Genomic DNA, 24151 nt, shown 5'->3' with positions numbered 1-24151 from the left:
TGCTAGGTCCGGCGCAGTTTTTCAGACAGTCCCGAAGGCCTAGACCCATGCCCGATCTTCTCATCGAACTTCGCTCCGAGGAAATCCCCGCCCGCATGCAGCGCAAGGCGGCAGGCGACCTCAAAAAGCTTGTGACCGATGCGCTGGTCGAGGCCGGCCTGACCTATGAGGGCGGCCGTGAATACTGGACGCCGCGCCGGCTGACGCTCGATATCCGCGGCCTTACGGCACGCTCCGCCGACAGCGTGGAAGAGAAGAAGGGCCCGAGCGTGACGGCGCCGCAGCAGGCAATCGACGGCTTTCTGCGTGGCGCCGGCCTTGCCTCGATCACGGAAGCGGAAACCCGTACCGACCCGAAGAAGGGTGATTTCTATGTCGCGATCCTCAAGAAGCCGGGCCGCGCTGCCGAGGAGATCATTGCCGAGGTGATGCCGCGCATCATCCGCGAGTTTCCCTGGCCGAAGAGCATGCGTTCGGGAACGGCCTCTTCGCGCCCGGGCGCGCTGCGCTGGGTGCGGCCACTGCAATCGATCGTCTGCACCTTTGGCAGCGAGCATGAGGAAACCAGCGTCATCCCGTTCGAGATCGATGGCATCGTGGCATCCAACATCACCTATGGCCACCGTTTCCATGCGCCGGAAGCCATCACCGTCAAGCGCTTTTCCGATTATGTTTCGAGCCTCGAGGCCGCCCGCGTGGTCCTCGATGCGGAACGCCGCAAGCAGATCATCCTCACCGATGCCAAGAACATCACCTTCGCAGCTGGTCTCGACCTCGTCGAGGATGAAGGCCTGCTCGAAGAAGTATCGGGCCTCGTTGAATATCCGCATGTGCTGATGGGCGCCTTCGAGGAAGATTATCTCGCCATTCCGGGCGAAATCATCCGGCTGACCATCAAGACCAACCAGAAATGTTTCGTGACCCGCAAGCAGGGCAGCGAGGAACTCTCCAACCGCTTCATTCTGGTGTCGAACATTTCCGCCCATGATGATGGCCGCGAGATCATCCATGGCAATGGCAAGGTGGTGCGCGCGCGCCTCTCCGACGCCAAGCATTTCTACACCCGCGACCAGATGGACCTGCCCGATCTCGCCGAACTCGAAGCCTCGGCAAAGAAGTTCCATCTCGATCTCACAAAGCCGCTCGACCAGCGTATGGCGAAGCTCGACCATCTCGGCGTGACCTTCCATGCCCGTCTGGGCAGCCAGGGCCAGCGCGTGGCCCGGATCCGCGATCTTGCCGCACAGCTCGCACGACAGACAGGGGCCGATGCCAGCCTGGTCGATCGCGCCGTGGTGCTGGCCAAGGCCGACCTGCGCACCGAAGCCGTGGGCGAATTTCCCGAATTGCAGGGGCTGATGGGCCGTAAATATGCGATTCTGCAGGGCGAAGATGCCTCGGTGGCCACCGCCATCGAAGACCATTACAAGCCGCAGGGCCCGTCTGACCGCATCCCCACCGATCCGGTGGCCATTACCGTGGCGCTCGCCGACAAGCTCGACACGCTGACCGGTTTCTGGGCGATCGACGAGAAGCCAACCGGCTCGAAAGACCCCTATGCGCTGCGCCGTGCAGCGCTGGGCGTCATCCGCATTCTGCTGGAGAATGGCATCCGCCTGCCGCTTCTTTCGGTTACCAATGATCGCGACCTGCTCTCCTTCTTCCATGACCGGCTGAAGGTCTATCTGCGCGACAATGGCAAGCGGCACGATATCGTCGATGCCGTGCTTTCCGGCGATGCCGATGATCTGGTGACGGTGAACCGCAAGGCCGAAGCGCTGGCCGCCTTCATCGATACCGAGGACGGCAAGAACCTGCTGGCCGGTACCAAGCGCGCGACCCAGCTTCTGGCCGCCGAAGAGAAGAAGGGCACAGTGATCGGCGCGACCATCGATCTATCGCTGCTGAAGCTGCCGGCGGAAACCGGCCTGCATCAGGCGATCGTCAAGGCCAGCCAGGATGCCCGTTCGGCCATCGAGGCCGAAGATTTCGCGAGCGCCATGGAAGCGCTCTCCCGACTGCGCGCACCGGTGGACCAATTCTTTACCGATGTGCTGGTCAATGACGAGGATGCCGCCATTCGTGCCAACCGGCTGGCGCTGCTTTCCGCCATTCGTGCCGCCACGGCAACGGTTGCCGATTTCTCGAAGATCAGCGGCTGATAGCCGGAGCAAGCGGTCCCGCACAGGCCGCATCTATTTACCACTTGCGCAACGGCTCAATGGCCGTTGCGGATCACCCAGGCGGGGATGATTTCCGACCGCAAGGTACGGACGGGCCTGCCGTTGGCGAGCGCCGCAAGCCCCTGCCCCGCGCCTGCCTTCGACGTGGCCTCCCGCTTCGGCAACAGGTAACCATGCTCCAGGCGCCCCGGACGGCGAAAGAGCCGCTTCAGCAACGGATGGCGGAAGGTTCGTGACGGTGAGAACCGCGCCGGTGCCTTGGCGACCATCGCATATTCGGCGATTTCCTCGATCCAGCCGGCTTGCGGCCGGGCACCCGGTTCGAGAAGCAGAAGCCATTCGCCGCGGGCCGAGCCCAGGAGTTCGGCGAGATTCCAGTCGCTGATAAAGCGGCAGCCGGCAGCATCGGCCACACGAGCGGAACCGTCGCGCGAACCGTGATCAAGCACGATGACATCGCTCACCAGACCATCGACGGCACCCGACACCAGAACGGCGAGCGTATAGGCCAATTCGGGCTCGTTGTCCCGGCATTCCAACAAAACAGTCAGCATTCCTTACCTTTAACGGAAGGTTTTCCAAAAGGCGAGTCGGCATTTTGTTCTTGCATTGTTCTATTTTTCGCGTTAGGAAAATAATCACGAAGAGGCGCTCGAGTCGCCTCGCTGGAGCTGACCATGATCAACATGTCTCTTTCCAGGCAGGCGGCGTTCGCCCCTGCCAACACGGCGGATATTGCCGATGCGCTGCTCAAGGAAACCGGGCTTCGGATCGAGGTCGACCGGCGTCGCGGCCGGGCTGCGGCCCTCAACCCGGCCGGACGGTTCGAAAAGCGCGAGCATGAGAGTTTCGACGATGGCTGGCAGACGCTGGAAACGCTCGAACCATTCAAGACCGACGTGCAGGTGGAAAAGCCGCGCGCCATCATTACCCGCAACGAAAGCCCGGATATTCCCTTCGATCGCTCGATCAATCCCTACCGGGGTTGCGAACATGGCTGCATCTACTGCTTTGCCCGTCCGACGCACGATTATATGGGCCTGTCGGCGGGGCTCGATTTCGAGACCAAGCTGTTTGCCAAGCCGGATGCGGCACGATTGCTGGAACGCGAGCTTTCGAAACCCGGCTACAAGGTCAAGCCGATTGCGATCGGCACCAACACCGATCCCTACCAGCCGATCGAGAAGGAATGGCGCATCATGCGGCAGATTCTTGAAGTGCTGGACAAGGCCAACCATCCGGTTTCGATCGTCACCAAATCGGCGCTCATCATGCGCGACATCGACATCCTCTCCTCAATGGCGGCCCGCGGTCTTGTGAAGGTTGCCCTGTCGGTGACGACAATGGACCGCAAGCTCGCCCGCCTGATGGAACCGCGCGCAGCAACCCCTGCCCGGCGTCTGGAAGCGATCCGCGCGCTCAACGAGGCCGGCGTTCCGGTTGGCATGATGATCGCGCCCGTCATTCCGGCGCTCAACGATCACGAGATCGAGCGGATCCTCGATGCGGGTGCGGCGGCAGGCGTGCAATCGGCCAACTATATCCTGCTGCGGCTGCCGCTCGAAGTCAGTCCGCTTTTTCGCGACTGGCTGCTGCGCCACTATCCCGATCGTTACCGGCATGTGATGAGCCTGATCCGCTCGATGCGCGGCGGCAAGGATTACGATGCCGAATTCGGCAAGCGCATGAAGGGGGCTGGCCCCTATGCCTGGCAGATTTCGCGCCGGTTCGAGCTCGCCGCCAAGCGTCTCGGCATCAGTCGCGGTCGGAGCCTGCAACTGAATACAGACCTGTTCGTGCCGCCGAGCGGCCAGGGCGTGCAGCTTTCCCTTCTCTGAACGGCAGCAGCCGGCACCGTCCGCCACCTGTGCCGGCCCATGTCCTGCGACCCGGAAATCGCCCCATTCCGGTCGCCTCCCCGGATCATCCGCCATGATCCGGGGCTTGCAGCGGATCGGGGGAATGTGCCAGTGATTCCGCATGAGCCGGCGCATTCCCTCCGATTCCCCTGATCTGTTTGCGAACGCTAGCCCTGACGGGCCGAGCTTCCGCTTTGAAGAGGCCGCGCGTCTGGATGGTTTCAGGATCATCGCAGGGACGGATGAGGCGGGTCGGGGGCCACTGGCCGGTCCGGTTGTCGCGAGTGCCGTCATTCTCGATCCCGCCAATGTTCCCGAAGGGCTCAACGACTCCAAGCAGCTATCGGCTGAAAAGAGGGCCCAGATCTATGACGGGATCCTCGCAACGGCAGACGTGGCCGTCGTGTCGGTGAGTGCCGCAACGATCGACCGAACGGATATCCGCAAGGCGAGCCTTCTTGCCATGCGGCGTGCGGTGGAAAGCTTGACACGGCGCCCGGATTTTCTGCTCGTCGATGGACGAGATGTCCCACCGGGACTGCCCTGCATGGGCCGGGCCGTGATCAAGGGCGACGCCCTTTCGCTTTCGATCGCCGCGGCATCGATCGTCGCCAAGGTGACGCGTGACCGGATGATGGAAGAAGCCGGCCGCCTTTATCCGCGCTACGGTTTCGAACGTCACGCCGGCTATGCCACTGCCGAACACCGAAAGGCGATCGAAAAATTCGGCCCCTGCCCGATCCACCGGATGAGCTTTCGTCCCCTCCGGCAGGGTTGATGCGACAGACAATGACGGTCCTCGGCTTGCACCAGATGCCTTCGCTCTGTATCGCTATGATGTTCGGTGCCCTTAGGGGAGAATCGGGAAGCCGGTCAAAATCCGGTGCGTGCCCAACGCTGTAGAGCCGACCGTATCGCCTCAGGCCACTGCATCATGCGGGAAGGCGGCGAATGCGGGATGACGCTGAGCCAGAAGACCGGCCGAACAGGATAGCCCTCAGGCACGGACAGCCGGCAGGGTGCTGCAGCCAGGGGTCTTACGATGCAGCCCAATACCGAAAGCCGCGCGCTTGCGGCCGCCAGTCCGTTTTCCAGCGACGAGCGCAACGCCGTCTATCGTGCCATCCATACGCGGCGTGACGTGCGGAACGAGTTTCTTCCGGATCCGATCGATCCGGATATCCTCGCCCGCCTGCTCGAGGCGGCACATGCTGCGCCCTCTGTCGGTTACATGCAGCCGTGGAACTTCATTCTTGTTGAAGACGAGGCCAATCGTCGCGCGGTCCACAACCTATTCTCCAAGGCCAACATTGAAGCTGCGGATCGGCTCGTCGGTCAGCAAAGGCTCGATTACCTCGCGCTGAAACTGGAAGGGATTCTCAAGGCGCCGATCAATATCGTCGTTACCTGTGATCGCAAACGCGGTGGCGACTTCGTGCTCGGCCGCACCCATAACCCCGAGATGGATCTCTATTCGACCGTCTGCGCCGTGCAGAACTTCTGGCTGGCGGCGCGAGCGGAAGGGATCGGCGTCGGTTGGGTCTCGATCTATGACGATGAGGCCCTGAAGGCCCATTTCGGGCTTCCGGATGGGGTGGAGATCATTGCCTATCTCTGCGTCGGCAAGGTGGACCAGCTCTATCAGCGCCCCGAACTGCAGGTCAAAGGATGGCGCGACAAGATCCCGCTCGAAAAGCTGATCTTCAGGGAACGCTGGCCAGAGCAATCGCATGTGCTTGGCTTCTACCGGGAAATCGCCTGCAAGAACCCCGCAAGAGGCTGAAACGAAAAGGCCCGCCACGAGGGCGGGCCAAATCTCAGACCTGATCGCTCGATCAGTTCAGGCGGGTCTTCACCTGCTCAAGCGATGCCTTGAAGAGATCGTCGCCAACCTTACCGACATTTGCGGCAATCAGCTTCTCGGAAGCCGCGACCGCGAGGTCAACGGCCGCAGAGCGAACCGCGCTGACGGCATCTGCTTCAGCCTGGGCAATCTTCTGTTCGGAAAGAGCCGTACGACGAGCGACGAATTCCGCAGTCTTCTGGCGGGCTTCCTCGGCGAGAGCATCGGCTTCGCGCTTGGCAGCGGCCACGATCTCGGCGGCTTCCTTTTCGGCTTCCGAACGCTTCTTCTGATATTCGTTCAGAAGCGACTGGGCTTCTTCGCGCAGCTTCTTGGCTTCATCGAGTTCCCCAGCGATCTTGGCAGCACGCGCATCGAGCGCCTTCGCAACCATCGAAGGGACCTTGATGTAGACGGCACCGGCGAGGAAGATCACCAGAGCAACGGTCGCCCAGACCTGGGCCCACATTGTTGCATCCATAGTCATGCCCTCCGATCAGCCTTTGACAGAATTGACGGCGGCAGCGGAATCGGCGGCGCTTACGGAAATACCCGTCAGGCTTTCAACGATTTCAACTGCGGTTTCTTCAGCAACCTTGCCGACATCTGCCAGCGCGCTCGACTTGATCGAAGCGATGCGCTCTTCAGCGGCAGCGATCTTCTTGGCCAGATCGGCTTCGAGCGAAGCACGCTCGGCATCGGCCTTGGCCTTGGATTCGTCGCGGGCTTCAGCAGCAATGGCAGAGGCCTTGGAACGGGCGGTTGCCAGTTCCTGCTCATACTTGGCCACGACGGCATCGGCTTCGCTCTTCGCACGATTGGCTTCCGCCAGATCGGCAGCGATGCGCGATTCGCGCGTTTCCAGCGTCGAAGCGATCCGCGGTGCGATGATCTTCGAAATCAGGTAATAGAAGATACCAAATGTAATCGCCAGCCAGAGAAGCTGGGAAGGATAGCTTGACGGGTCGAAGGGCGGAAATGCCCCATGTTCGGCGCCTGTTTCGCTGTGCGTGGTCTGAGCAGCGTGTGCGTCGGTCGCGGCAGCTTCCTGAGCATCCGCAGACTCGCTCACCACGGCGGTCGTTGACAAGGCATAAGCCATCGTCACAAACATTCCTGCCTCCTGGTCGAGGAGATTGATAGAAATCAAACTGGGTCACGGCCGAAACCGCGACCCAGTTTCTTTTCGGAAAGATCAGCCGAACAGCGCCAGAAGGGCGATGAGCAGCGAGAAGATGCCGAGAGCTTCGGTAACGGCGAAGCCGAAAACGAGGCGGCCGAACTGGCCATCAGCGGCAGACGGGTTGCGCAGGGCGCCGGCAAGGAAGTTGCCGAAGATGTTGCCGAGACCGAGGGCTGCACCGCCCATGCCAAGGCAAGCGATACCTGCGGCGATGTATTTTGCTGCTTCCGCTTCCATGTGATACTCCTTCGAATGGTTGTTGCGGCTACGGACTGGCGCCCGAAGACGCCGGTTGGTTTGGGCTTAGTGACCCGGATGCAGGGCGTCGTTGAGGTACATGCAAGTCAGAACCGCAAAGACGTATGCCTGCAGGAAGGCGACGAGGAACTCAAGACCGGTCAGGCCGACCGTCATGGCGAGCGGCAGGATAGCGCCGGCCCAGCCAACTGCACCGAGCGCGCCGAGCGAACCGACGAAGCCAGCGAAAACCTTGAGCGTGATGTGGCCGGCGAGCAGGTTCGCAAAAAGACGAACCGAGAGGCTGACCGGACGCGAGAAGAACGAAATCACTTCGATGGCAGTAACCAGCGGCACGAGAATGCCCGGAACGCCCGACGGCACGAAGAGGCCGAGGAAGTGAAAACCATGCTTGTAGAAACCGTAGATCACCACGGTCAGCATCACCACCATCGCAAGCGCAAAGGTGACGATGATCTGGCTGTTGACGGTGAAGAAGCCCGGAACCATGCCGAACAGGTTCGAAACGAGCACAAAGAGGAAGAGCGAGAACACCAGCGGGAAGAACGTCATGCCAGCCTTGCCGGCGCCATCCTTCAACATGTTGGCGATGAATTCGTAGGTCAGTTCGGCGAGCGCCTGGGCGCGACCGGGAATGACGGCCTTCGGCGACGAAGCCCAAAGGAAGAAACCAGCAGCGACAACCGTCGTCAGCGCCATGAACAGGGCGGAATTGGTGAAGCTGACATTCACGCCACCGAAATCAAGCGGCACGAGGGGATTGATATGGAACTGGTGGATCGGGTCAACTTTGGTCGGATCGCTCGCCACTTTAACGTCTCTTTCGCTTTCAATCCCAAACCTTGGCAAGCAGGCGCTTACTTCCGGTCTTTCTTTTTCAGTTCACCCAGCCTGTCGACCGGATGCTGCGACTTCACTACACCCGCCGACCGCATCACATTCAACACACCCGAGCAGAAGCCCAGAAGCACGAATGCAATCAACCCGAAAGGCCGGGTCGGCGCAACCAGATCGAGCAGGTAGCCTATCGCCCCACCCACCAGAATGGCCGCCACGAATTCGGAAGAAAGTTTCATTGCCTGAGAATAACCGGCATTCTTGCCGCCCTTCTCCGCCTCTGCCTTCGCTTCCGGATCCTTTGCCGCAGCCAATTTGGCCTCAAGCTGGTCCTTACGTCTATTCAGGCTGTCGTCGTGGTGATCTGCCATACGCACCCCTTTTCGGCGCTGCCATATCTCAAGAAACCCCTGAGAACAAGCCATCAAAAAGGCTAATTAGCGCTGCCGATCCCCCGTTCAAGCCGGGCGCAACATAGTTTCACCGCCAAGCTTAGTCAAGGCTTGGGGACAACATATTGAATTGGCATTTTTGGAAGCGATTTCAATAATTTATTGGCAACTTTACGGAATCTCGGCTTTTGCGCTGCGTCAACAGGCGCCGGCTGGGCGTTTCGGCGTGCCAATAGCGGCGAAATCAGGTCCAGCCGCCCCTATATGTGCGATAGAACACGTGCAGGCCGATCTTGCCGACTTTCTTCATGGTCCGCGCCCAGGGCGGGCGCACATAAGTGGCGTGGTAGTGGGTGGAATCGCCGACTTCCTTGAGATAAATCTTGCCGGCGGTGACGGCGAGCGCGATCTCCTTGGCGACCTTGAACTTGCGCTTGGACCAGACAATGTCGGGGATACGGTCGCAGGCAAAGGAGAACTGGCAGCGGTTGCGCCAGTCTTCATTCTGGTAGACCACGCCGCAGATCGTGTTCGGGAATGTCGGATTGCGTACCCGGTTGAGAACGACCTGCGCGACTGCCGCCTGTCCTTTCAGGGGCTCGGTGATCGATTCGAAATAGATCGCTTCGGCCAGGCATTTCTGTTCTTTTTCTGTGAATACAGAGGCCGGCAGAACATTGGTGGCCCAATCGTGGCTCTTGCCTTCGATCTCCGGCACGAAACGTTGCTTGGCTGTGTCAGTGAGAATCGAATCAAAGGGCGAGATTTTCGCGTAGTCCGGTGTCGGATCGATATAGGCGGTCGCAAGGCTGTCTGCCTTGTCATTGTTGACCAGAGAGGCGATTTCCACCGGAACGCCATAATCCTTCGCCTTCGGCTTGAAGCGATGGAAGGACATCGCAATCTCCATCTCCTTGCCATTCAGCTTCGGCTTGGCAAAGGCCACCTTCTGTTCGCCGAGACGTTCGGGAACCAGCAGGCTGGCGCGGCGATCGAGAATCGAACCGGCGGTAAAATCCTTCGGCGGCTGCAGGAATTCCTGCGCGACGATGCGGCCTTTCTTGAGACTGCGGGTAACGCGTTCCTCATCCGGTGTCGCCGGTACCGGCTTCTCGGAATTGGCAAGCGCGATCCGACGTCCGTTGGCAAGCACGATACCGCGACCGGCGGGAATGCTGGCCGTCGCCATCGGATCATTGAAGACGAGTTCTTCGGTGTGAATGGAACCGGCAGCGGATGCGACGATGAAGTTGCGCCAGCCTTCCGGCGAATCTGCCTGCCCCATGATCAGGGCCGAAATATCCGAGCGCGCTGCGGCATCCGGAAAACCAACCAGCACGCCAACAGCAAGAATCGCAGGCTTGACCCAGCCAGTGCGAGAATGGAGGGCGACGCGGGATGAGAATGAACGTTTCGACACGGACACGCTACTCCAAACAGACGGACGAGAAACAGTGTCCGCTAACATGAAGTATTAACCTTGATGATTGGTTAATCGCCGGAATTGCACCCTCTTGCGCAAAGGGCGCCTTGCCGGCGCCCTTAACTGAATTCGGAAATGGTCGTTTTTCAGTCCGAAATCAGACCGAAACGTGGGCGCCGAGTTCCACCACGCGGTTTGCCGGAAGACGGAAGTAATCGGACGGGTCCGTTGCGGCCGAGGCAAGCGCGATGAACAACCGGTCCTGCCAGGCCGGCATGCCGGAATTGGCATCCGGTATGAGCTTGCGGCGACCGAGATAGAAGGAGGTCGACATGATGTCGAACTTCAGCCCGGCCTTGCGGAGATGCGCCAGAGCCTGCGACACATTCTGCGTCTCGAGATAGCCGAAATTCAGCTCAAGCAACTGGAAATGCTCGGAGATCCGCTCGATCCTGCCGCGATCCTCGGTCGGCACGCGGGGCCGGCTCTGGGTCTTGATCGTCAGGATGATGTTCTGCGAATGCATCACATGGTTATGCTTGAGATTGTGCAGCAGGGCCGCCGGCGTCGAGGTCGGATCGGAGGTGAGGAAGATCGCGGTTCCCGGCACCTCGATCGGCCCGTGATCGCTCTTCTTCTCGATCGAGCGGACGAAGGCATCGAGCGGAATATGGGTGCGTCTGGTCTTCTCGAACAGAATCCGGGTGCCGCGCCGCCAGGTCCACATGATGACCACGAAACAGGCTGCAATCAGCACCGGCACATAGCCGCCATGGTGCAGCTTCGTGAGGTTCGAGCCCAGAAAGATGGATTCGATCACGAAGAGCGGCGCAATGAGCAGAAGGGTCCGGAACAGGCTCCATTTCCAGAACAGCCGGATGAAGTTGTAGAGAAGGATGGTCGAGACGACCATATCCCCGGTCACGGCGATACCATAGGCAACCGCGAGCGCTTCGGAGCTCTTGAACATCAGCACCAGCGCCATGACGCCGAACAGAAGGATCGTGTTGACCGCCGGCAGATAGATCTGGCCGGTATGGGCTTCGGACGTATGGTAGATTTCCATGCGCGGAAGGAAGCCGAGGTTGATGGCCTGACGGGCAAGCGAAAACGCCCCGGTGATGACAGACTGGCTGGCGATGATGGTCGCCACGGTGGCAAGAAGGACGGCCGGCAGGCGAATGCCATCCGGGAACATCAGGAAGAAGGGATCGGCCAGCGCTGCGGGGTTCTGCAACACCATGGCCCCCTGCCCGAGATAGTTCAGCGTCAGGGCCGGGAAGATCAGGCCGAACCAGGCGAGCCGGATCGGCAGTTTCCCGAAATGGCCCAGATCCGCATAGAGCGCTTCTGCGCCGGTCACTGCGAGGAAGACCGAGCCCAGCACGATGAAACCCACCAGACCGGAATGAAAGAGGAACCAGACGGCATAATAGGGATTGAAGGCGATCAGGACCGAGTAATCATCCTGGATATGATAGATCCCCATGCCGGCGAGCACGAGGAACCAGAAGGCGGTAATCGGTCCGAAAAAGGCCGACACGGCGCCAGTGCCGCGCGATTGCACGGCAAACAGCAGCACCAGGATCACCACCGAGATCGGCACAACATAGGAATGCAGCGTCGGCGTGACATATTTGAGACCTTCGACCGCCGAAAGAACCGAAAGGGCCGGCGTGATCATGGCATCGCCCAGAAACAGGGCCGCACCAATCATGCCGATGATGTAGAGCACAGAGCGCCGCTTCTCCGACACGGACTTGATGACCAAAGACAGAAGCGACAGCGTGCCGCCTTCGCCGTCATTGTCTGCCTTGAGCAGAAAAATGACATATTTGATGGTGACGATAATGGTGATGGTCCAGAAGAACAGCGAGATGAGCCCGATGATCTCGAACCGGTCCACGCCATCATGCGCAACCGGACGCAGCGCTTCGCGGAACGCATAGAGCGGGCTTGTGCCGATATCGCCATAAACAACGCCGACCGAGCCGAGCGCGAGGGCGAGAACACGCCCTGTCGTCATCTTGCCGCCATGGTCGCCGGAATGATCGTTGGATGCAGACATGCGTTGTTCCTGGCTCAGAGCCAGCCTTTCCAGCGGAAGAAGAGATAGGGAATAACAGCGGAGAAGACCATCAGCAACAGGGAAGCTGGATAGCCCATCATCCATTGCAACTCCGGCATATGGACGAAGTTCATGCCATAGACGGAAGCGACGAGCGTTGGCGGCAAAAAGACCACCGAGGCGATCGAGAAAATCTTGATGATGGCGTTCTGCTCGACATTGATAAGTCCCAGCGACGCATCGAGCATGAAACTCAGATTGCCCGAGATGAAATTGGCATGTTCGGCGAGAGACTGGATGTCGCGCCCGATCGAGCTGCTCAGCGCATGGGCTTCGGAACAGTTCTGAACTGCCGGTACGCCACCGAGGAACGAATTCAGCCGCGCCAGCGAAACCAGACTGTCGCGCACTTTCGAGATCAGCCGGTGGTGGTGCGCGATTTCGACCAGCAAGCCCTCGAGCGTTCCTGCTGCTCGGCGTTTTTTGCCTTCGCCGCCATCGCCGAAGATGCGCACCAGCAGGCTGTCGCTCTTGACCTCTGCCTGCTCGAGAATTTCCGCAGTCCGGTCGGTAATCGTTTCCAATAGACGAGTCAGCGTCAGTGCCGGGTTGCGAAGCTCGCCCTGTAAGCGTCCGGCGGCATGGGCAAAGAGCGTGAAGGAACGCGGATCGTCGTAGCGCACCGTTACCAGGCGGCTCGCTGTCAAGACGAAGGCAACATCGGCGAGCACCGGCTGCGCCGAATCCGCATGACAGATCAGGGAGCCCGTTAGATAAGTGGTGCCATTCGTGCTGTAGAGACGGCTTGAAGGCTCAATGTCCCTCAGATCCTGCCGGGTGGGCACATCGATGCCGGTCAGGCGCTCGGCATACAGATCTTCCTCGCGGGTCGGGCTGTTCAGATCCAGCCAGAACACATCATCGGGCAAAGAATCGACGCGCTGATCGACCGACAGGACGATCGCTTCACCGTTGGAACGGTAAGCCTTCATCATCAGGCAGGAGCCCCATCAAGGATCATCATGCGCCTGGAATTCCCGTCCCCTTCAGGAAGCAACATCGGTTGCGATCATCTGACAGGCGAGTCCGAGACTGCCCATCATGGTCGCTGATATCGCTTAAATCGAGGCAACAATCAAGACAAGAATAGTGCAGTGCAACCGCATGCCGCCCGGCTCACGGGCGGCGATCCTGATACATTGACGCTTTGGCCGCCTCAATCGAAAACAATGCGCGGAGCGGCGGGCGTCGATGCCTGACGGCTGGAGAGCGCCTGCCAGACCTTGCCCGCAATCTCACGATAGGCGCGGGCATGAGGTCCTTCCGGTTCGGAAACCGTGACGGGTCGACCCGAATCAGAGGTCTCCCGGATCGTCATGGCGAGCGGCACTTCGCCGAGGAACGGAACACCGATCTTCTCGGCCTCCTGGCGGGCGCCACCATGCCCGAAAATATCGTGGCTGGTGCCGCAATTGGGGCAGACGAAATGGCTCATGTTCTCGACGACGCCCAGCAACGGGATCTCGACCTTGTTGAACATGGTGATCGCCTTGCGGGCATCGATCAGGGCCAGATCCTGCGGCGTCGAAACGATCACGGCGCCAGAGAGCGGCACCTGCTGGGCCATGGTCAGCTGCGCATCGCCGGTTCCGGGCGGCATGTCGACGACCAGAACATCGAGTTGTCCCCAGGCCACTTCCCGCAGCATTTGCAGCAGGGCCGACTGGATCATCGGGCCGCGCCAGATCATCGCGACATTCTCATCGACGAGGAAGCCCATCGACATGGCCTTCAGGCCATAATTCTCCATTGGCTTGATCAGCTTGCCATCGATCTGCTGCGGTCGGCCGGAAATACCGAGGAGGCGCGGAACGGAAGGACCGTAGATATCGGCATCCAGAAGCCCAACCTTCAAACCCAGCGTCTGCAGACCAAGCGCAATATTGATTGCCGTCGTCGACTTGCCGACACCGCCCTTGCCCGACGCCACCGCGATGATGTGCGTCACGCCCGGGATGCCGGGTTTGGCAGCCGGTGCACCACCTGCAGCCGGCCCGTGATTATGGGCATGTGCGGCGGGACGGCTGACGGGAGCGGCAGCGCCGCCCGCCTTCTTGTCGGCGGTCAGGGCTGCAAAAGCGCCCTTCATGCCGGGCATTTCCTTCACCACCCGTTCGGCGGCGAGGCGGAGCGGCTCGAGTTCCTTGGCACGTTCTGCCGGGACGGTGATCGAGAAATAGGCCTTGCCATCGGAAATGAAAACATCGGAAACCAGACCGAGATCGACGATGTTGCCGTCCATGTCAGGACCGCGAACGGTCTTCAGTCGTTCCAGAATCTGTGCGCTTGTTATCTCAGCCATGTCCCATCCATCCTGTCGGCCTCTGGCAACCTTTTCCGCTACGCATCCTGATATACGGTCGCTGTTGAGGTTACGCATTGCAAGGCGGCGCTCGAATCCGTTCGCCTTCGTGCTGATCTAGATAGTGGATATGTCCGGATGCGCCAACGGCAGCGACCAATTATATCGGTTTTGGCCCGTTCTGGCCTGCTGCCTATAAAACGAAGCCGCCTTTCACTCACCGAAACCGTGGCAGACCACGTGACGACGGGAGTAAAAGGCGGCTTGCCTTCAGATCGCATCCTTCGTTGGGATGCTTGTATAGTGGCCCCCTCTGGACCTGCCCTAAGTAAGCAGGAAGCATGCCAAGTTGTCCACTGGTGATTTCTCTCGTGATTTCAGCGACATCGAGATTTTCACAGGAAAGGCCTGCGTATAAAAGCGCCAACGGAACAGGCACTTTTTTGTGCAACGTCTGAAAAACGCGCATGAAAAACCCGCCCGGCAGGGCTGCGGGCGGGTTTTACCGGCAAGCGTCTCCTATGATCCGGATAGCCCGAATTTCATGGAGCGGGGTTCGCCATGCCAGAATCGTTATTCCGGAAAGTTCACGCACTGGGAAACAAACTAGCGTTATCCGTTTTGAAATATATCCCCCACTTGGGGTATGGATTGAAAAAAGGCTTCAATGGACGATCACAAAAAAGTGAACGCAGCGCTATCCGCCTGGATCGGCTCGGTATTTGACCTCGCAACCGAAGGCCTCGTAGCCGCAAAGACAAGCGATTTCTCCGGCTCTTAAGAAATGATTCCGGTCCGCAACGCCTTGGCGACAGCCTGGGTTCTGTTGACGGTATCGAGCTTCTTGGTCGCCCGATTGAGATAATGATTGACCGTATGTTCCGACAGACCGAGGATTTCAGAAATCTCGGCGCTTGTCTTTCCAGCTGCCGTCCAGTTCAGGCAGTCGATTTCGCGCTCGGTCAGTTCATCGCCGGCCCGCATATCCTTCCGGCTGATCTGGTAGAGCCTGTCGAAGACAGATGTACAGATCATAAGAAGTTGCATCAGCTCATAATCCGTGAACGGCTCCCGATCCCCGGAAAAACCGATCGCGCCACGATCCCCACCCGGATCCGCCACCGGGAAATAGGCTCCGCGCGGCATATTGTAGTGATTGAAAAGCTCCGTGACGGTACCAAAACTGCGATCCTGAATGCTGACGTCAACATCGTTGGTATCATAGCGGAAGGGAACAGAAGACTGTTTGATCTTCTTGATAACCGGACTGCTTTGCAGAAGCCCCGAAGCATCATATTTCGATAAAAGTTCCGCAGGCCAGTTTGTGATCACGGAAACGGATTGAAGTTCCTGGGTCGTCGCACCAGGAATCCGGAAGACGATAAAAGCTCGTTCACAAAAAAGCTCGGCTACCTTTTTCAGGAACCGAAAAACATCAAACTGTGTGGCAAGGCCGCCGATCTCATTCATCAAGGCGAGATGGTCGACTGCTGCACTCTCTATATTGTGTACCATATCACTTTCTTTAACGGTGAAATTCGGACACTGCCAGCATGCCTGGCCAGATCCGATTACCGTACCCTATTTTCCCGTCATGTATGAGGCGTCACAAGCCCGGATATCAACACAATTGCCCCCGCGAGATATCCAATACGACATTCTACGCGACATGAAACGTTTTACACGTTCAGAAATCGCAGTTTTCTCATCGATTCGCCAGTGAAAGCCCTTTCAGCCGTTCGAAAACGCAATGTGCGACATGGTCGACCCAATATCAATAGGCTTTGGTCCGTTTACAAAGGAAGCCCAAGCCTTTCCTCGCTCTAAAAGTATGATTTTTAACGCTCAAGGGGCTTTTCGCTCCCTCGGTTCCCCTTTATACACTGCGAGGAAATCAATCGCCGAGGAGAGGAACCGGGGTCTTGCCGACCGCGGGAAACCGCTGGCGACCGGGGTGGAGAACGGCAATCATGGCAAACCAACCGGTGCGCTATCCGGACCTGGAAAACGCCAGCATCCTGATTACAGGCGGAGCGTCCGGAATAGGCGCAGCGCTTGTGGAAAGTTTCTGTGCCCAGGGCGCGCGCGTGGCCTTCATCGACCGAGATCGGGAAGCCGCCGAACGGCTCTGCCGCGCTATAGCCGAGGCCGGGCTGGCGAGACCCGCCTTTCATGCCTGTGACCTGCGCGACATCGAGCGCCTTCGCGCGATTGTCGACATGGTCGCCGAGGACCAGGACGGTTTGCGGGTTCTCGTCAACAATGCCGGTTTCGACGAACGCCATGACTACCGGAATGTCTCGCCCGATTACTGGGATGACAACCAGAACATCAATCTCCGACCGGTGTTCTTTTCCATTCAGGCGGCAGCGCCGCACATGAAGGCGAACGGGGGCGGATCGATCATCAGTTTTTCCTCGATTGCCTATATGATGAACCTGCCGGGAATGCCCTCCTATCTCACCGCGAAGGCGGCGATCATTGGATTGACCAAGGGCATGGCGGGAGAACTCGGGCCCGATGGCATTCGCGTCAACGCCATCCTGCCGGGCATGGTTTTGACGGAGCGGCAGAAACGGCTCTGGATCAACGACGAGGCCGCCGCTAGCCATCGTGCGCGTCAGTGCCTTGATCGTTCGCTTGGCCCCGAGGATATGGTCGGACCCTGCCTGTTTCTCGCATCGAATGCGTCGTCGGCCATCACAGCACAATCCCTGATCGTCGATGGAGGCTATATGTAATGTCGGAATTTCGCTTTGCTGCGGTGGATTGGGGCACGTCGAGCTTTCGGCTCTGGCTGATGACTGCGGACGGCCGGGTGCTGGGCGAGCGCCGGTCTCACGAAGGCATGACCAGCGCCCGCGAGAGCGGTTTCGCTGCGGTGCTCGACAGCCATCTTGCCGCTCTTGAGGTCGCAAGCGATCTTCCGGTCCTGATCTGCGGCATGGCCGGCGCGCGCCAGGGCTGGCAGGAGGCCGGTTACATCGAGGTTCCCGCCGCACTGGATGCGATCGGACAGGCCGCCATACGCATCGAAAAGACCGAACGCGATATCCGCATTCTGCCCGGCCTCTGCCAGCGCCAGCCATGGTTCGATGTCATGCGTGGCGAGGAAACCCAGTTGCTTGGGGCCATTGCCGGCGGCCTGCCCGACGAATGCCTCGTCGTGATGCCGGGCACCCATTCGAAATGGGTGCATATCCAGGCAGGGCGGGTCCAGACCTTCTCGACCTTCATGACGGGCGAACTGTTCGCCGCCATTTCCGGCCATACGATCCTCAGCCATACGGTCAACGGGTCTTCCGGGGCAAAGGCAACGATGCCATGCTTCGCCGATGCCGTGCGCCGAAGCGTCGCCAGCCCCGCGCGTCTGACGCAAGCGCTTTTTGCCATCAGGGCACAAGGACTTCTGGCATCTGTTTCGCCCGAAGAGGCGGAGGCCACCCTGTCCGGCCTGCTGATCGGCGAGGAAATTGCCGGCGGTCTCGGCATGGCTCCGCACGGGCTGCCTGTAGCGCTTGTCGCCTCAGGCCGCCATGCCGAACTCTACCAGGCTGCGCTTACCGCAGCCGGGCTCAGCCCGCATATCGTCGATGCCGATGCCGTCGTCCAGACAGGATTATTGTCTGCGGCCCGCACCATCTGGCACAAGAACTGAGGATGACCGATGACCGACCGCATTCCCTTTCCCCCGATGCGCTATCCGCTGGTGGCGATCCTGCGCGGATTGAAACCGTCCGAGACGCCCGCGACCATCGAGGTTCTGCTTGAGGCCGGGTTCCGGGCCATCGAGATCCCGCTCAACTCGCCCGATCCGTTTCAGTCGATCGAGCTTGCAGCGAAAATGGCGCCGGCCGATGCGCTCATCGGTGCCGGTACCGTTCTGACGATCGAGGATGTCGAGCGGCTGGACCATGCTGGCGGACGGCTGTTCGTGAGCCCGAATGTCGATGCGCCGGTGTTGAGCCACGCCGTGTCCAAGGGCATGGTGACGCTGCCGGGTGTGTTTACTGCGACCGAAGCGCTTCTGGCCGCCCGCTGCGGTGCCACCGGGCTCAAATTCTTCCCGGCGTCGGCGCTCGGTCCGAGCGGCATTACCGCCATTCGCGCCGTGTTGCCACCGGATCTGATGATTGCCGCAGTCGGCGGCGTGTCGGATACCAATTTCGGTGACTATGCCAAGGCGGATATCCGCGCTTTCGGCCTCGGCTCCAGCCTCTACAAGCCCGGCATGGATCCGTCCGAAATCGCGCGCCGCGCCAAGGATACGATTGCCGCCTATGACCGCGTTTTCGGAGGCTGAAATGGTTGAACTCACAGGTTACAATGGACGCATTCTCGATCAGACCAGCCTCTATCATGGCGAGGGGCCGACCTATGATCCGATCACGGATACGGCCTGGTGGTTCTCGATCTTCGATTGCCAGCTGCATGAGCTCAATTTATCGACCGGCCGCAAGGTGGTTCACACCCTGCCCTTCATGGCTTCGGTGCTGGCGCGTATCGACGATGCCCGCCAGCTGATCGTGTCCGAACATGGGCTGCATGTGCGTGATGTGGCCACCGGCGCGCTGGAACTGGTGACGCCGATCGAGCAGGACAAGCCGCACATGCGCTCAAACGATGGCCGCTGCCATCCGTCAGGTGCGCTCTGGTTCGGCACCATGACCAAGCATGGTGAAGGCCGCAAGGGTGCGGGCGCCATCTATCATGTACTGCAGGGCAAGGTGACCCTGCTCTATCCGGAGATTTCCATTCCGAACGGCATCTGTTTCTCGCCCGATGGTTCGACCGGCTATTTCGTCGATACGATGGACAATCTCTACAAGAAGGTGACGCTCGATCCGGCAACCGGTCTGCCCACCGGCGAACCGACGCTCTTCTCCGATGAAAGCGGCGAAGCGGGCGGCGTCGATGGCTCGGTTTGTGCTGCAGATGGTTCGATCTTCAATGCGCGCTGGGGTGTCGGCGAAATCCAGCATTATGCGCCGGATGGACGCAAGATTGCCCGCTACAAGCTGCCGCCGAAGCAGACCACCTGCCCCGCCTTCATCGGCAAGGAGGCAAACCGGCTGCTGGTGACGACCGCGCGCGAAAATCTCAGCCTCGAGGAATGGCAGGCCGATCCGGAAGCGGGATATACCTATTCGCTCGATATCGGCATCAAGGGCGTGTTCGACGCCGCCTACAGGCTTTGACCGAAGCAGGAACTACTGCAGCTCCTTGCGGAATTCGTCGCGACGATCATGGATGCTCGCGATGACCTTGCCCATGGGGATACCCATGCAGATCAGGGTCGCCTCGGAGAGCTGCAGGCTGGCCTCGATGGTTTCAGGAACCGCCGTCGTCACGCCCAACGCATAGAGATGGCGGGCATGGGTCGCGTCGCGGGCGCGGGCGACGATCGGCATGTCCGGCCGCATGGCGCGCACGAAATCGATGACGTGATCGGTCGTGTGATCGTCCTGCACCGTCATGATCATGGCGCTCGCCCTTTCCAGCCCACAGGCACGCAGAAAGTTCGGATCGGCGGCATTGCCGAAATAGACACGATCCGATCTGCGGCGTTCGCGGGAGACCAGTGCACCTTCGGAATCGATCGCCGTATAGGGAATGGAATGACGCTCCAGCAGGCCGGCCACCACCTTGCCGACCCGACCATAGCCGACCACGATGACATGATTGTCGATAGTATCGGGCTGGACTTCGAGCGCCGGATCGAAGCGGGTTTCCGACCGGATCCTTGCGACCAGACGTTCGGCGAGGTTGGCGATCAGCGGCAGCAGCGCCATCGAGACGGCAACGGCGGTGAGAACAATGGCCGTCTTCTCCTGGGTCAGGAGCCCGGCTGAAACACCGGCGCCGAGCGCGACGAAGGCAAATTCGCCGCCCGGAGCCAGGAGCAGCGACAGTTCGATCGATTTCAGCATCGGTACGCCGAAGCTGCGCGACAGCGGCACCATGACGACGGTCTTGATGAGGATCATCAAGGCAACTGTCATCAGGATCTGAAAGGGTGCGCTGGCAAAGAGCGCCAGATCAATCGACATGCCGACGGTGAAGAAGAAAACACCGAGCAACAGGCCCTTGAACGGTTCGACGATCGCTTCGACGGCTTTGCGATATTCCGTTTCCGACAGGAGCAGACCGGCAACGAAGGCGCCGAGTGCCATCGAGAGCCCGAAGAGGGAGGCGACGAAACCGGCGCCAACAATGACGAAGAGGATGGCGGCAAGGAAGACTTCCGGCGAGCGCAACGAACCGACGAGACGGAAGAGCGGCCGGATGAAGACACGTCCGAGCAGCACGATGACAGCCAATGATGCGACGGCCTGCAGAAGGGCCATGCCGATGCTGGCAGCCATGTTCGTCGTCGAACCGGCCGCCAAAATGCCGACGAGCATCAGGAGTGGAACAACGGCGATATCCTGGGCGAGCAGAACCGCAAAGCTCGTGCGGCCGATGATCGTCGCCATGCGCCGCTTGGCCGCCAGGATTTCGATCACCATCGCGGTCGACGAAAGCGAAAGACTGGTTCCGACAAGCAGCGCCGGCACCATCTCCAGGCCCACCAGCCGGGCCATGAGCGTGAGGGCCGCCGCTGACAGGACGATCTGCAGAAAACCGAGGCCAAAGACGAGCCGCCGCAGAGCAATCAGACGCGAAAAGGACAGTTCGAGCCCAATGAGGAAGAGGAGAAAGACAATGCCCAGTTCGGCAATTGCCGACACATTTCCGGGCTCGACGATGGTGAGCCAATAGAGAAAGGGAAAGGTATCGAGATGCGACCCAAGGCCCATCGGGCCGAGCAGGGCTCCGAAAGCCAGATATCCGATGATGGGATTGACGCCGATGCGGCTGATGACCGGAACAAGTACGCCGGCGGTGGCCAGCACGATCATCGCATCGCTATAAATTCCAAGATTGACCGATGAAGCCAAGTCCGCCCCTACCGCACCATCGAGACCGAAACAGTCCTCGTTATGTCACGATAAGCGATTCGGGCCGGCTGAACAGGTCCGGCCCGGGGGAAGTGTCGATATTCGAGTAGAGATCGATCAGGCAGCCTTGAGGCTGGCTTCGTCAAAGCCTTCGAACATACGCGTCAGATTGAGAAGGCAGATGATCTCTTCCTGATGAATGATGATGCCGTCGGAATATTCCCCGACGCCAATCGCGCGAACATCCGGCATCGGCTGGATCGTTTCGGCCCCAACGGTCAGAATGTCGGAGACGCGCTCGACGACCAGACCGATCGCCATGCCTTGAACTTCCGCGACGATGATGGCGCAACGCTCGTTGGGATCGATGCTCTTCATTCCCAGTTTCAGCGCCAGATCGATGATCGGGATGACCGAGCCACGCAGATTTATGAGACCGACGACTTCGCGCGGTGCATGCGGCAGCGGCGTCGCCACCGAGTAGCTGCGGATTTCGCGGATCGAGGTGGTTTTCACGCAGAAGGCCTGTCCATGCAGGCTGAAGGCCATCAGTTCCAGCAGTTCGCCACTACCGGCATTCTTCGCAAATTGCGCATTCATCGTCCAACCTCGATCCCTGTCTTGCAATTGGTCCGGTCATTGATGCCGGTCTTGAGGCAAGCCTGCGCCCAAGCATTTTAACAAGGCTTAAAATGCCTAGGACCGGTCCGGTATTCTTCCGGGAATGGTTAGCGATTTACGACGAATCAACGTTAAGAACGGCGCCCGACAGGCCGTTCTGCGTGACCTGTTTCCGAATGGGGCAGAAGGCGCTCTGTCCGGCACGGCTGCCCGGATGTGAATTTGAGAGGAAACGTCACGAAACGCTTGCACCGAACGGATGCTTGGGGCGAAAGTCCGGCAAAATCGAGGAGGCATGATATTGGCTGAACGGACCAAACCGGCGCGGGAAGATTTTCGCGTGTTCCGACCGCTGCAGACCCGCTGGTCGGACAACGACATCTATGGCCACATGAACAATGTGGTTCATTACAGCCTGTTCGATACGGCCGTGAATGGATATCTGATCGAGCAGGGTGTGCTCGATCCGCACGGGGGCGATGAGGTGTTCCTCGTCATCGAAACCGGGTGCCGTTACTATGCCGAGATGGCCTTTCCCGATCACATAACGGCCGGTCTGCGGGTCGCCCATCTCGGCAACTCGTCGGTCAGATATGAAATCGCCCTGTTTCGCGGCAATGAAGAGACAGCATCCGCAGAGGGGCATTTTGTCCACGTCAATGTTGGCAAGGCCGACCGGCGGCCAAAGCCGATCGGCGAGGCGACGCGCCGTATCCTGGAGGCAATGAAAATCAGCCCATGACGGCGCCGGCGGCGATGGCAAACTCCAGAAGCGCCTTGTCGCCTCCATCGGGTCCATCGAAAGCCAGCCCGACCGGCATGCCCTCGGCGGTTCGCCCGGCCGGCATCGAGATGCCGGGAATCCCCGCCGTCGAACCGGGGCCCGTATTGTGGATCATCGCAAGAAAGGCCGGGACCAGTCCGATTGTGGGCAGATCGACGAGATCCTGATCGAGCGGCAGAGCCGGCATCGGAACCGTCGGGAACGCCAGTGCCGTAAGCTTGTGGCGATCGAACAGGTCCTGATAGATTTGCCGCAACGCGGCGCGGTGAACGAGAAGGGCTTGCTGATAGCGTTCTTCGCTGATCGGGGCGGTCTCTTCGAGCAGCGGCTCGAGCGTCTCGCGCACATCGACGCTGGCGATCTGGCCGATCACATCGGCAAGCGTGACGCCGGGCGCATAGTGCTCAAGATAGAGCGCAAGGTCTCGCTTCGTTTCGTAAAGGGCAATGTCGAAGCTCGCGAGGTCATAGTGTTTCGCAAGATTGCCGATCTCCACATCCACCAGTTCCGCACCGGCCTGCTGCAGCCGGTTAAGAGCGGCGCGACAGATCGCGGCGGTTTCCGGCTGGGCGACCGACCAGAAATAGGTGTCGGGGATACCGATCCGCTTGCCAGCGACACTCACTGACGTCTCGATCGTCTCTCCGGTCATGATCGTGTGCAGAAGCGCCAGATCCCCGGCATTGCGCGCGAGCGGTCCTGCCGTGTCGCGGGTGCGCGAAATTGGCACGATCGCCTCGCCAGGCCAACGACCCACCGTGGGACGAAAGCCCCAGACACCACAAAGGGCCGCCGGAATTCGGACCGAACCGCCGGTATCCGTGCCGATCGCGACCGGCCCCAGACCTGCGGCCACGGCAACGCCTGCGCCGCCGCTCGAACCGCCGGCCGTGCGGTTGGGATCGGTTGGGTTGCGCGGCGTTCCCGAGAAGGGATTGATGCTTGTGGTGCCCCAAGCCAGTTCGTGCATGGTGGTCTTGCCGAGAACGATCGCACCCGCCTCTCTCAGGCGCGTGACAAGCGGTGCATCGGCGGCCATCACCGGCTTGGCGAGTGCCGGAGTGCCCGCAGCATTGGGGTAGGAAGCGACCGCGATGTTATCCTTGATGGCGACCGGGATCCCATGCAGCGGCCCGAGGCTGTTGCCGTTCAACCGCTGTTGGTCGGCCGCACGCGCTTCGGTCAGAACGGTCTCGGGGTCGATGATCGAAAAGGCGTGGAGGCCGGCGTAATCGTCAATCCGGTCAAGCAGCCGTCCGACAAGCTCGACGGCGCTGACATGACCGGCCGCGAGCGCATCGCGAAGTTCCGTAAGGGTTGGGGACTGCGCCATGTACGACACTTTCTCGCAAGCTTTTCAATGCGGAAAGGCTAGCCTTTGCCGAAGGGAAAGAAAA

The 24151-nt window shown here is 59.9% G+C and carries 23 protein-coding genes and 1 riboswitch; of the genes, 9 read left to right on the top strand and 14 right to left on the bottom strand.

Translation table 11 applies throughout. The features are described 5' to 3' along the window. Positions 1-47: 47 nt before the first annotated feature. Positions 48-2162 carry a glycine--tRNA ligase subunit beta gene (glyS, locus tag Q4481_RS01655; protein WP_304374524.1) on the top strand — a complete coding sequence of 705 codons (2115 nt, stop codon included), beginning with the start codon at positions 48-50 and terminating at the stop codon, positions 2160-2162. Positions 2163-2218: 56 nt separating this feature from the next. On the opposite strand, the gene Q4481_RS01650 is transcribed toward glyS, so the two are convergent. Further along, positions 2219-2737, bottom strand: coding sequence for a glycosyltransferase family protein (locus Q4481_RS01650; protein WP_304374523.1), 519 nt, complete (start codon positions 2735-2737; stop codon positions 2219-2221). A gap of 123 nt (positions 2738-2860) precedes the next feature. Between Q4481_RS01650 and Q4481_RS01645 the strand changes: the two genes are divergently transcribed. The 3 genes from Q4481_RS01645 (at position 2861) to bluB (ending at position 5825) form a co-directional block, all read left to right on the top strand. After that, complete coding sequence (locus Q4481_RS01645; RefSeq protein ID WP_304374522.1) at positions 2861-4021, top strand: PA0069 family radical SAM protein; 1161 nt, start codon at positions 2861-2863, stop codon at positions 4019-4021. Positions 4022-4163: 142 nt separating this feature from the next. Further along, on the top strand, positions 4164-4820 hold the full coding sequence (rnhB, locus tag Q4481_RS01640; RefSeq protein ID WP_304374521.1) for a ribonuclease HII: 657 nt from the start codon (positions 4164-4166) through the stop codon (positions 4818-4820). Between the two features lie 47 nt (positions 4821-4867). After that, positions 4868-5042, top strand: a riboswitch (cobalamin riboswitch). 42 nt (positions 5043-5084) lie between these two features. Next, a complete protein-coding gene (gene bluB, locus Q4481_RS01635; protein ID WP_304374520.1) occupies positions 5085-5825 on the top strand; it encodes a 5,6-dimethylbenzimidazole synthase in 741 nt (246 codons plus the stop codon). A gap of 52 nt (positions 5826-5877) precedes the next feature. Here the strand turns inward: bluB and Q4481_RS01630 are convergent, their stop codons facing one another. The 10 genes from Q4481_RS01630 to Q4481_RS01585 form a co-directional block, all read right to left on the bottom strand. Then, entirely contained in the window at positions 5878-6366 is a 489-nt protein-coding gene (locus Q4481_RS01630) for a F0F1 ATP synthase subunit B (protein ID WP_304374519.1), read from the bottom strand. Positions 6367-6381: 15 nt separating this feature from the next. Further along, on the bottom strand, positions 6382-6999 hold the full coding sequence (locus tag Q4481_RS01625) for a F0F1 ATP synthase subunit B (RefSeq protein WP_304374518.1): 618 nt from the start codon (positions 6997-6999) through the stop codon (positions 6382-6384). Between the two features lie 81 nt (positions 7000-7080). Beyond that, positions 7081-7305, bottom strand: a complete 225-nt coding sequence (locus Q4481_RS01620; protein ID WP_304374517.1) for a F0F1 ATP synthase subunit C — start codon at positions 7303-7305, stop codon at positions 7081-7083. A gap of 66 nt (positions 7306-7371) precedes the next feature. Continuing rightward, positions 7372-8136 (bottom strand): F0F1 ATP synthase subunit A, encoded by a 765-nt coding sequence (locus Q4481_RS01615; protein ID WP_304374516.1) that lies wholly within the window; start codon positions 8134-8136, stop codon positions 7372-7374. 47 nt (positions 8137-8183) lie between these two features. Then, complete coding sequence (locus Q4481_RS01610) at positions 8184-8534, bottom strand: AtpZ/AtpI family protein (protein WP_304374515.1); 351 nt, start codon at positions 8532-8534, stop codon at positions 8184-8186. A 265-nt stretch (positions 8535-8799) separates the two neighbouring features. After that, the gene (locus Q4481_RS01605) at positions 8800-9975 is read right to left on the bottom strand and encodes a cell wall hydrolase (RefSeq protein WP_304374514.1); all 1176 of its coding nucleotides are present in this window, start codon (positions 9973-9975) and stop codon (positions 8800-8802) included. Between the two features lie 160 nt (positions 9976-10135). Next, entirely contained in the window at positions 10136-12004 is a 1869-nt protein-coding gene (locus Q4481_RS01600) for a potassium transporter Kup (RefSeq protein WP_304374754.1), read from the bottom strand. A gap of 56 nt (positions 12005-12060) precedes the next feature. Then, positions 12061-13041 carry a magnesium transporter CorA family protein gene (locus Q4481_RS01595; protein ID WP_304374513.1) on the bottom strand — a complete coding sequence of 327 codons (981 nt, stop codon included), beginning with the start codon at positions 13039-13041 and terminating at the stop codon, positions 12061-12063. A gap of 221 nt (positions 13042-13262) precedes the next feature. After that, positions 13263-14408, bottom strand: coding sequence for an iron-sulfur cluster carrier protein ApbC (gene apbC / locus Q4481_RS01590; protein WP_304374512.1), 1146 nt, complete (start codon positions 14406-14408; stop codon positions 13263-13265). Between the two features lie 777 nt (positions 14409-15185). Then, positions 15186-15923: a LuxR family transcriptional regulator gene (locus Q4481_RS01585; RefSeq protein ID WP_304374511.1), complete on the bottom strand. Its 738-nt coding sequence runs from the start codon at positions 15921-15923 to the stop codon at positions 15186-15188. Between the two features lie 455 nt (positions 15924-16378). Here Q4481_RS01585 and Q4481_RS01580 point away from each other — a divergent pair, with 455 nt between their 5' ends. Genes Q4481_RS01580 through Q4481_RS01565 form a run of 4 tightly spaced genes read left to right on the top strand, consistent with a single transcriptional unit; the run spans position 16379 to position 19606 of the window. Further along, on the top strand, positions 16379-17149 hold the full coding sequence (locus Q4481_RS01580; RefSeq protein ID WP_304374510.1) for an SDR family NAD(P)-dependent oxidoreductase: 771 nt from the start codon (positions 16379-16381) through the stop codon (positions 17147-17149). Further along, a complete protein-coding gene (locus Q4481_RS01575) occupies positions 17149-18066 on the top strand; it encodes a 2-dehydro-3-deoxygalactonokinase (protein WP_304374509.1) in 918 nt (305 codons plus the stop codon). Before Q4481_RS01580 ends, Q4481_RS01575 begins: the two co-directional genes overlap by 1 nt. Before the next feature lie 9 nt (positions 18067-18075). Then, entirely contained in the window at positions 18076-18711 is a 636-nt protein-coding gene (locus tag Q4481_RS01570) for a 2-dehydro-3-deoxy-6-phosphogalactonate aldolase (protein WP_304374508.1), read from the top strand. Position 18712: 1 nt separating this feature from the next. Further along, positions 18713-19606 carry an SMP-30/gluconolactonase/LRE family protein gene (locus Q4481_RS01565; protein ID WP_304374507.1) on the top strand — a complete coding sequence of 298 codons (894 nt, stop codon included), beginning with the start codon at positions 18713-18715 and terminating at the stop codon, positions 19604-19606. Positions 19607-19618: 12 nt separating this feature from the next. Here Q4481_RS01565 and Q4481_RS01560 read toward each other — a convergent pair whose 3' ends face one another. Together Q4481_RS01560 and Q4481_RS01555 are read right to left on the bottom strand one after the other, a co-directional pair. After that, complete coding sequence (locus tag Q4481_RS01560; RefSeq protein ID WP_304374506.1) at positions 19619-21349, bottom strand: cation:proton antiporter domain-containing protein; 1731 nt, start codon at positions 21347-21349, stop codon at positions 19619-19621. 117 nt (positions 21350-21466) lie between these two features. After that, complete coding sequence (locus tag Q4481_RS01555) at positions 21467-21949, bottom strand: chemotaxis protein CheW (protein WP_304374505.1); 483 nt, start codon at positions 21947-21949, stop codon at positions 21467-21469. 322 nt (positions 21950-22271) lie between these two features. Between Q4481_RS01555 and Q4481_RS01550 the strand changes: the two genes are divergently transcribed. Continuing rightward, complete coding sequence (locus tag Q4481_RS01550) at positions 22272-22712, top strand: acyl-CoA thioesterase (RefSeq protein WP_377352433.1); 441 nt, start codon at positions 22272-22274, stop codon at positions 22710-22712. Here Q4481_RS01550 and Q4481_RS01545 read toward each other — a convergent pair. After that, positions 22702-24087 carry an amidase family protein gene (locus Q4481_RS01545; RefSeq protein WP_304374503.1) on the bottom strand — a complete coding sequence of 462 codons (1386 nt, stop codon included), beginning with the start codon at positions 24085-24087 and terminating at the stop codon, positions 22702-22704. The genes Q4481_RS01550 and Q4481_RS01545 overlap by 11 nt on opposite strands. Positions 24088-24151: the final 64 nt, after the last annotated feature.

This window comes from Fluviirhizobium alvei, assembly GCF_030551875.1.
GTDB classification, from domain to species: domain Bacteria; phylum Pseudomonadota; class Alphaproteobacteria; order Rhizobiales; family Rhizobiaceae; genus Rhizobium_E; species Rhizobium_E alvei.
The sequence above is the reverse complement of the archived record's forward strand: the minus strand, read 5'-3'. Positions and strand labels throughout refer to the sequence as shown.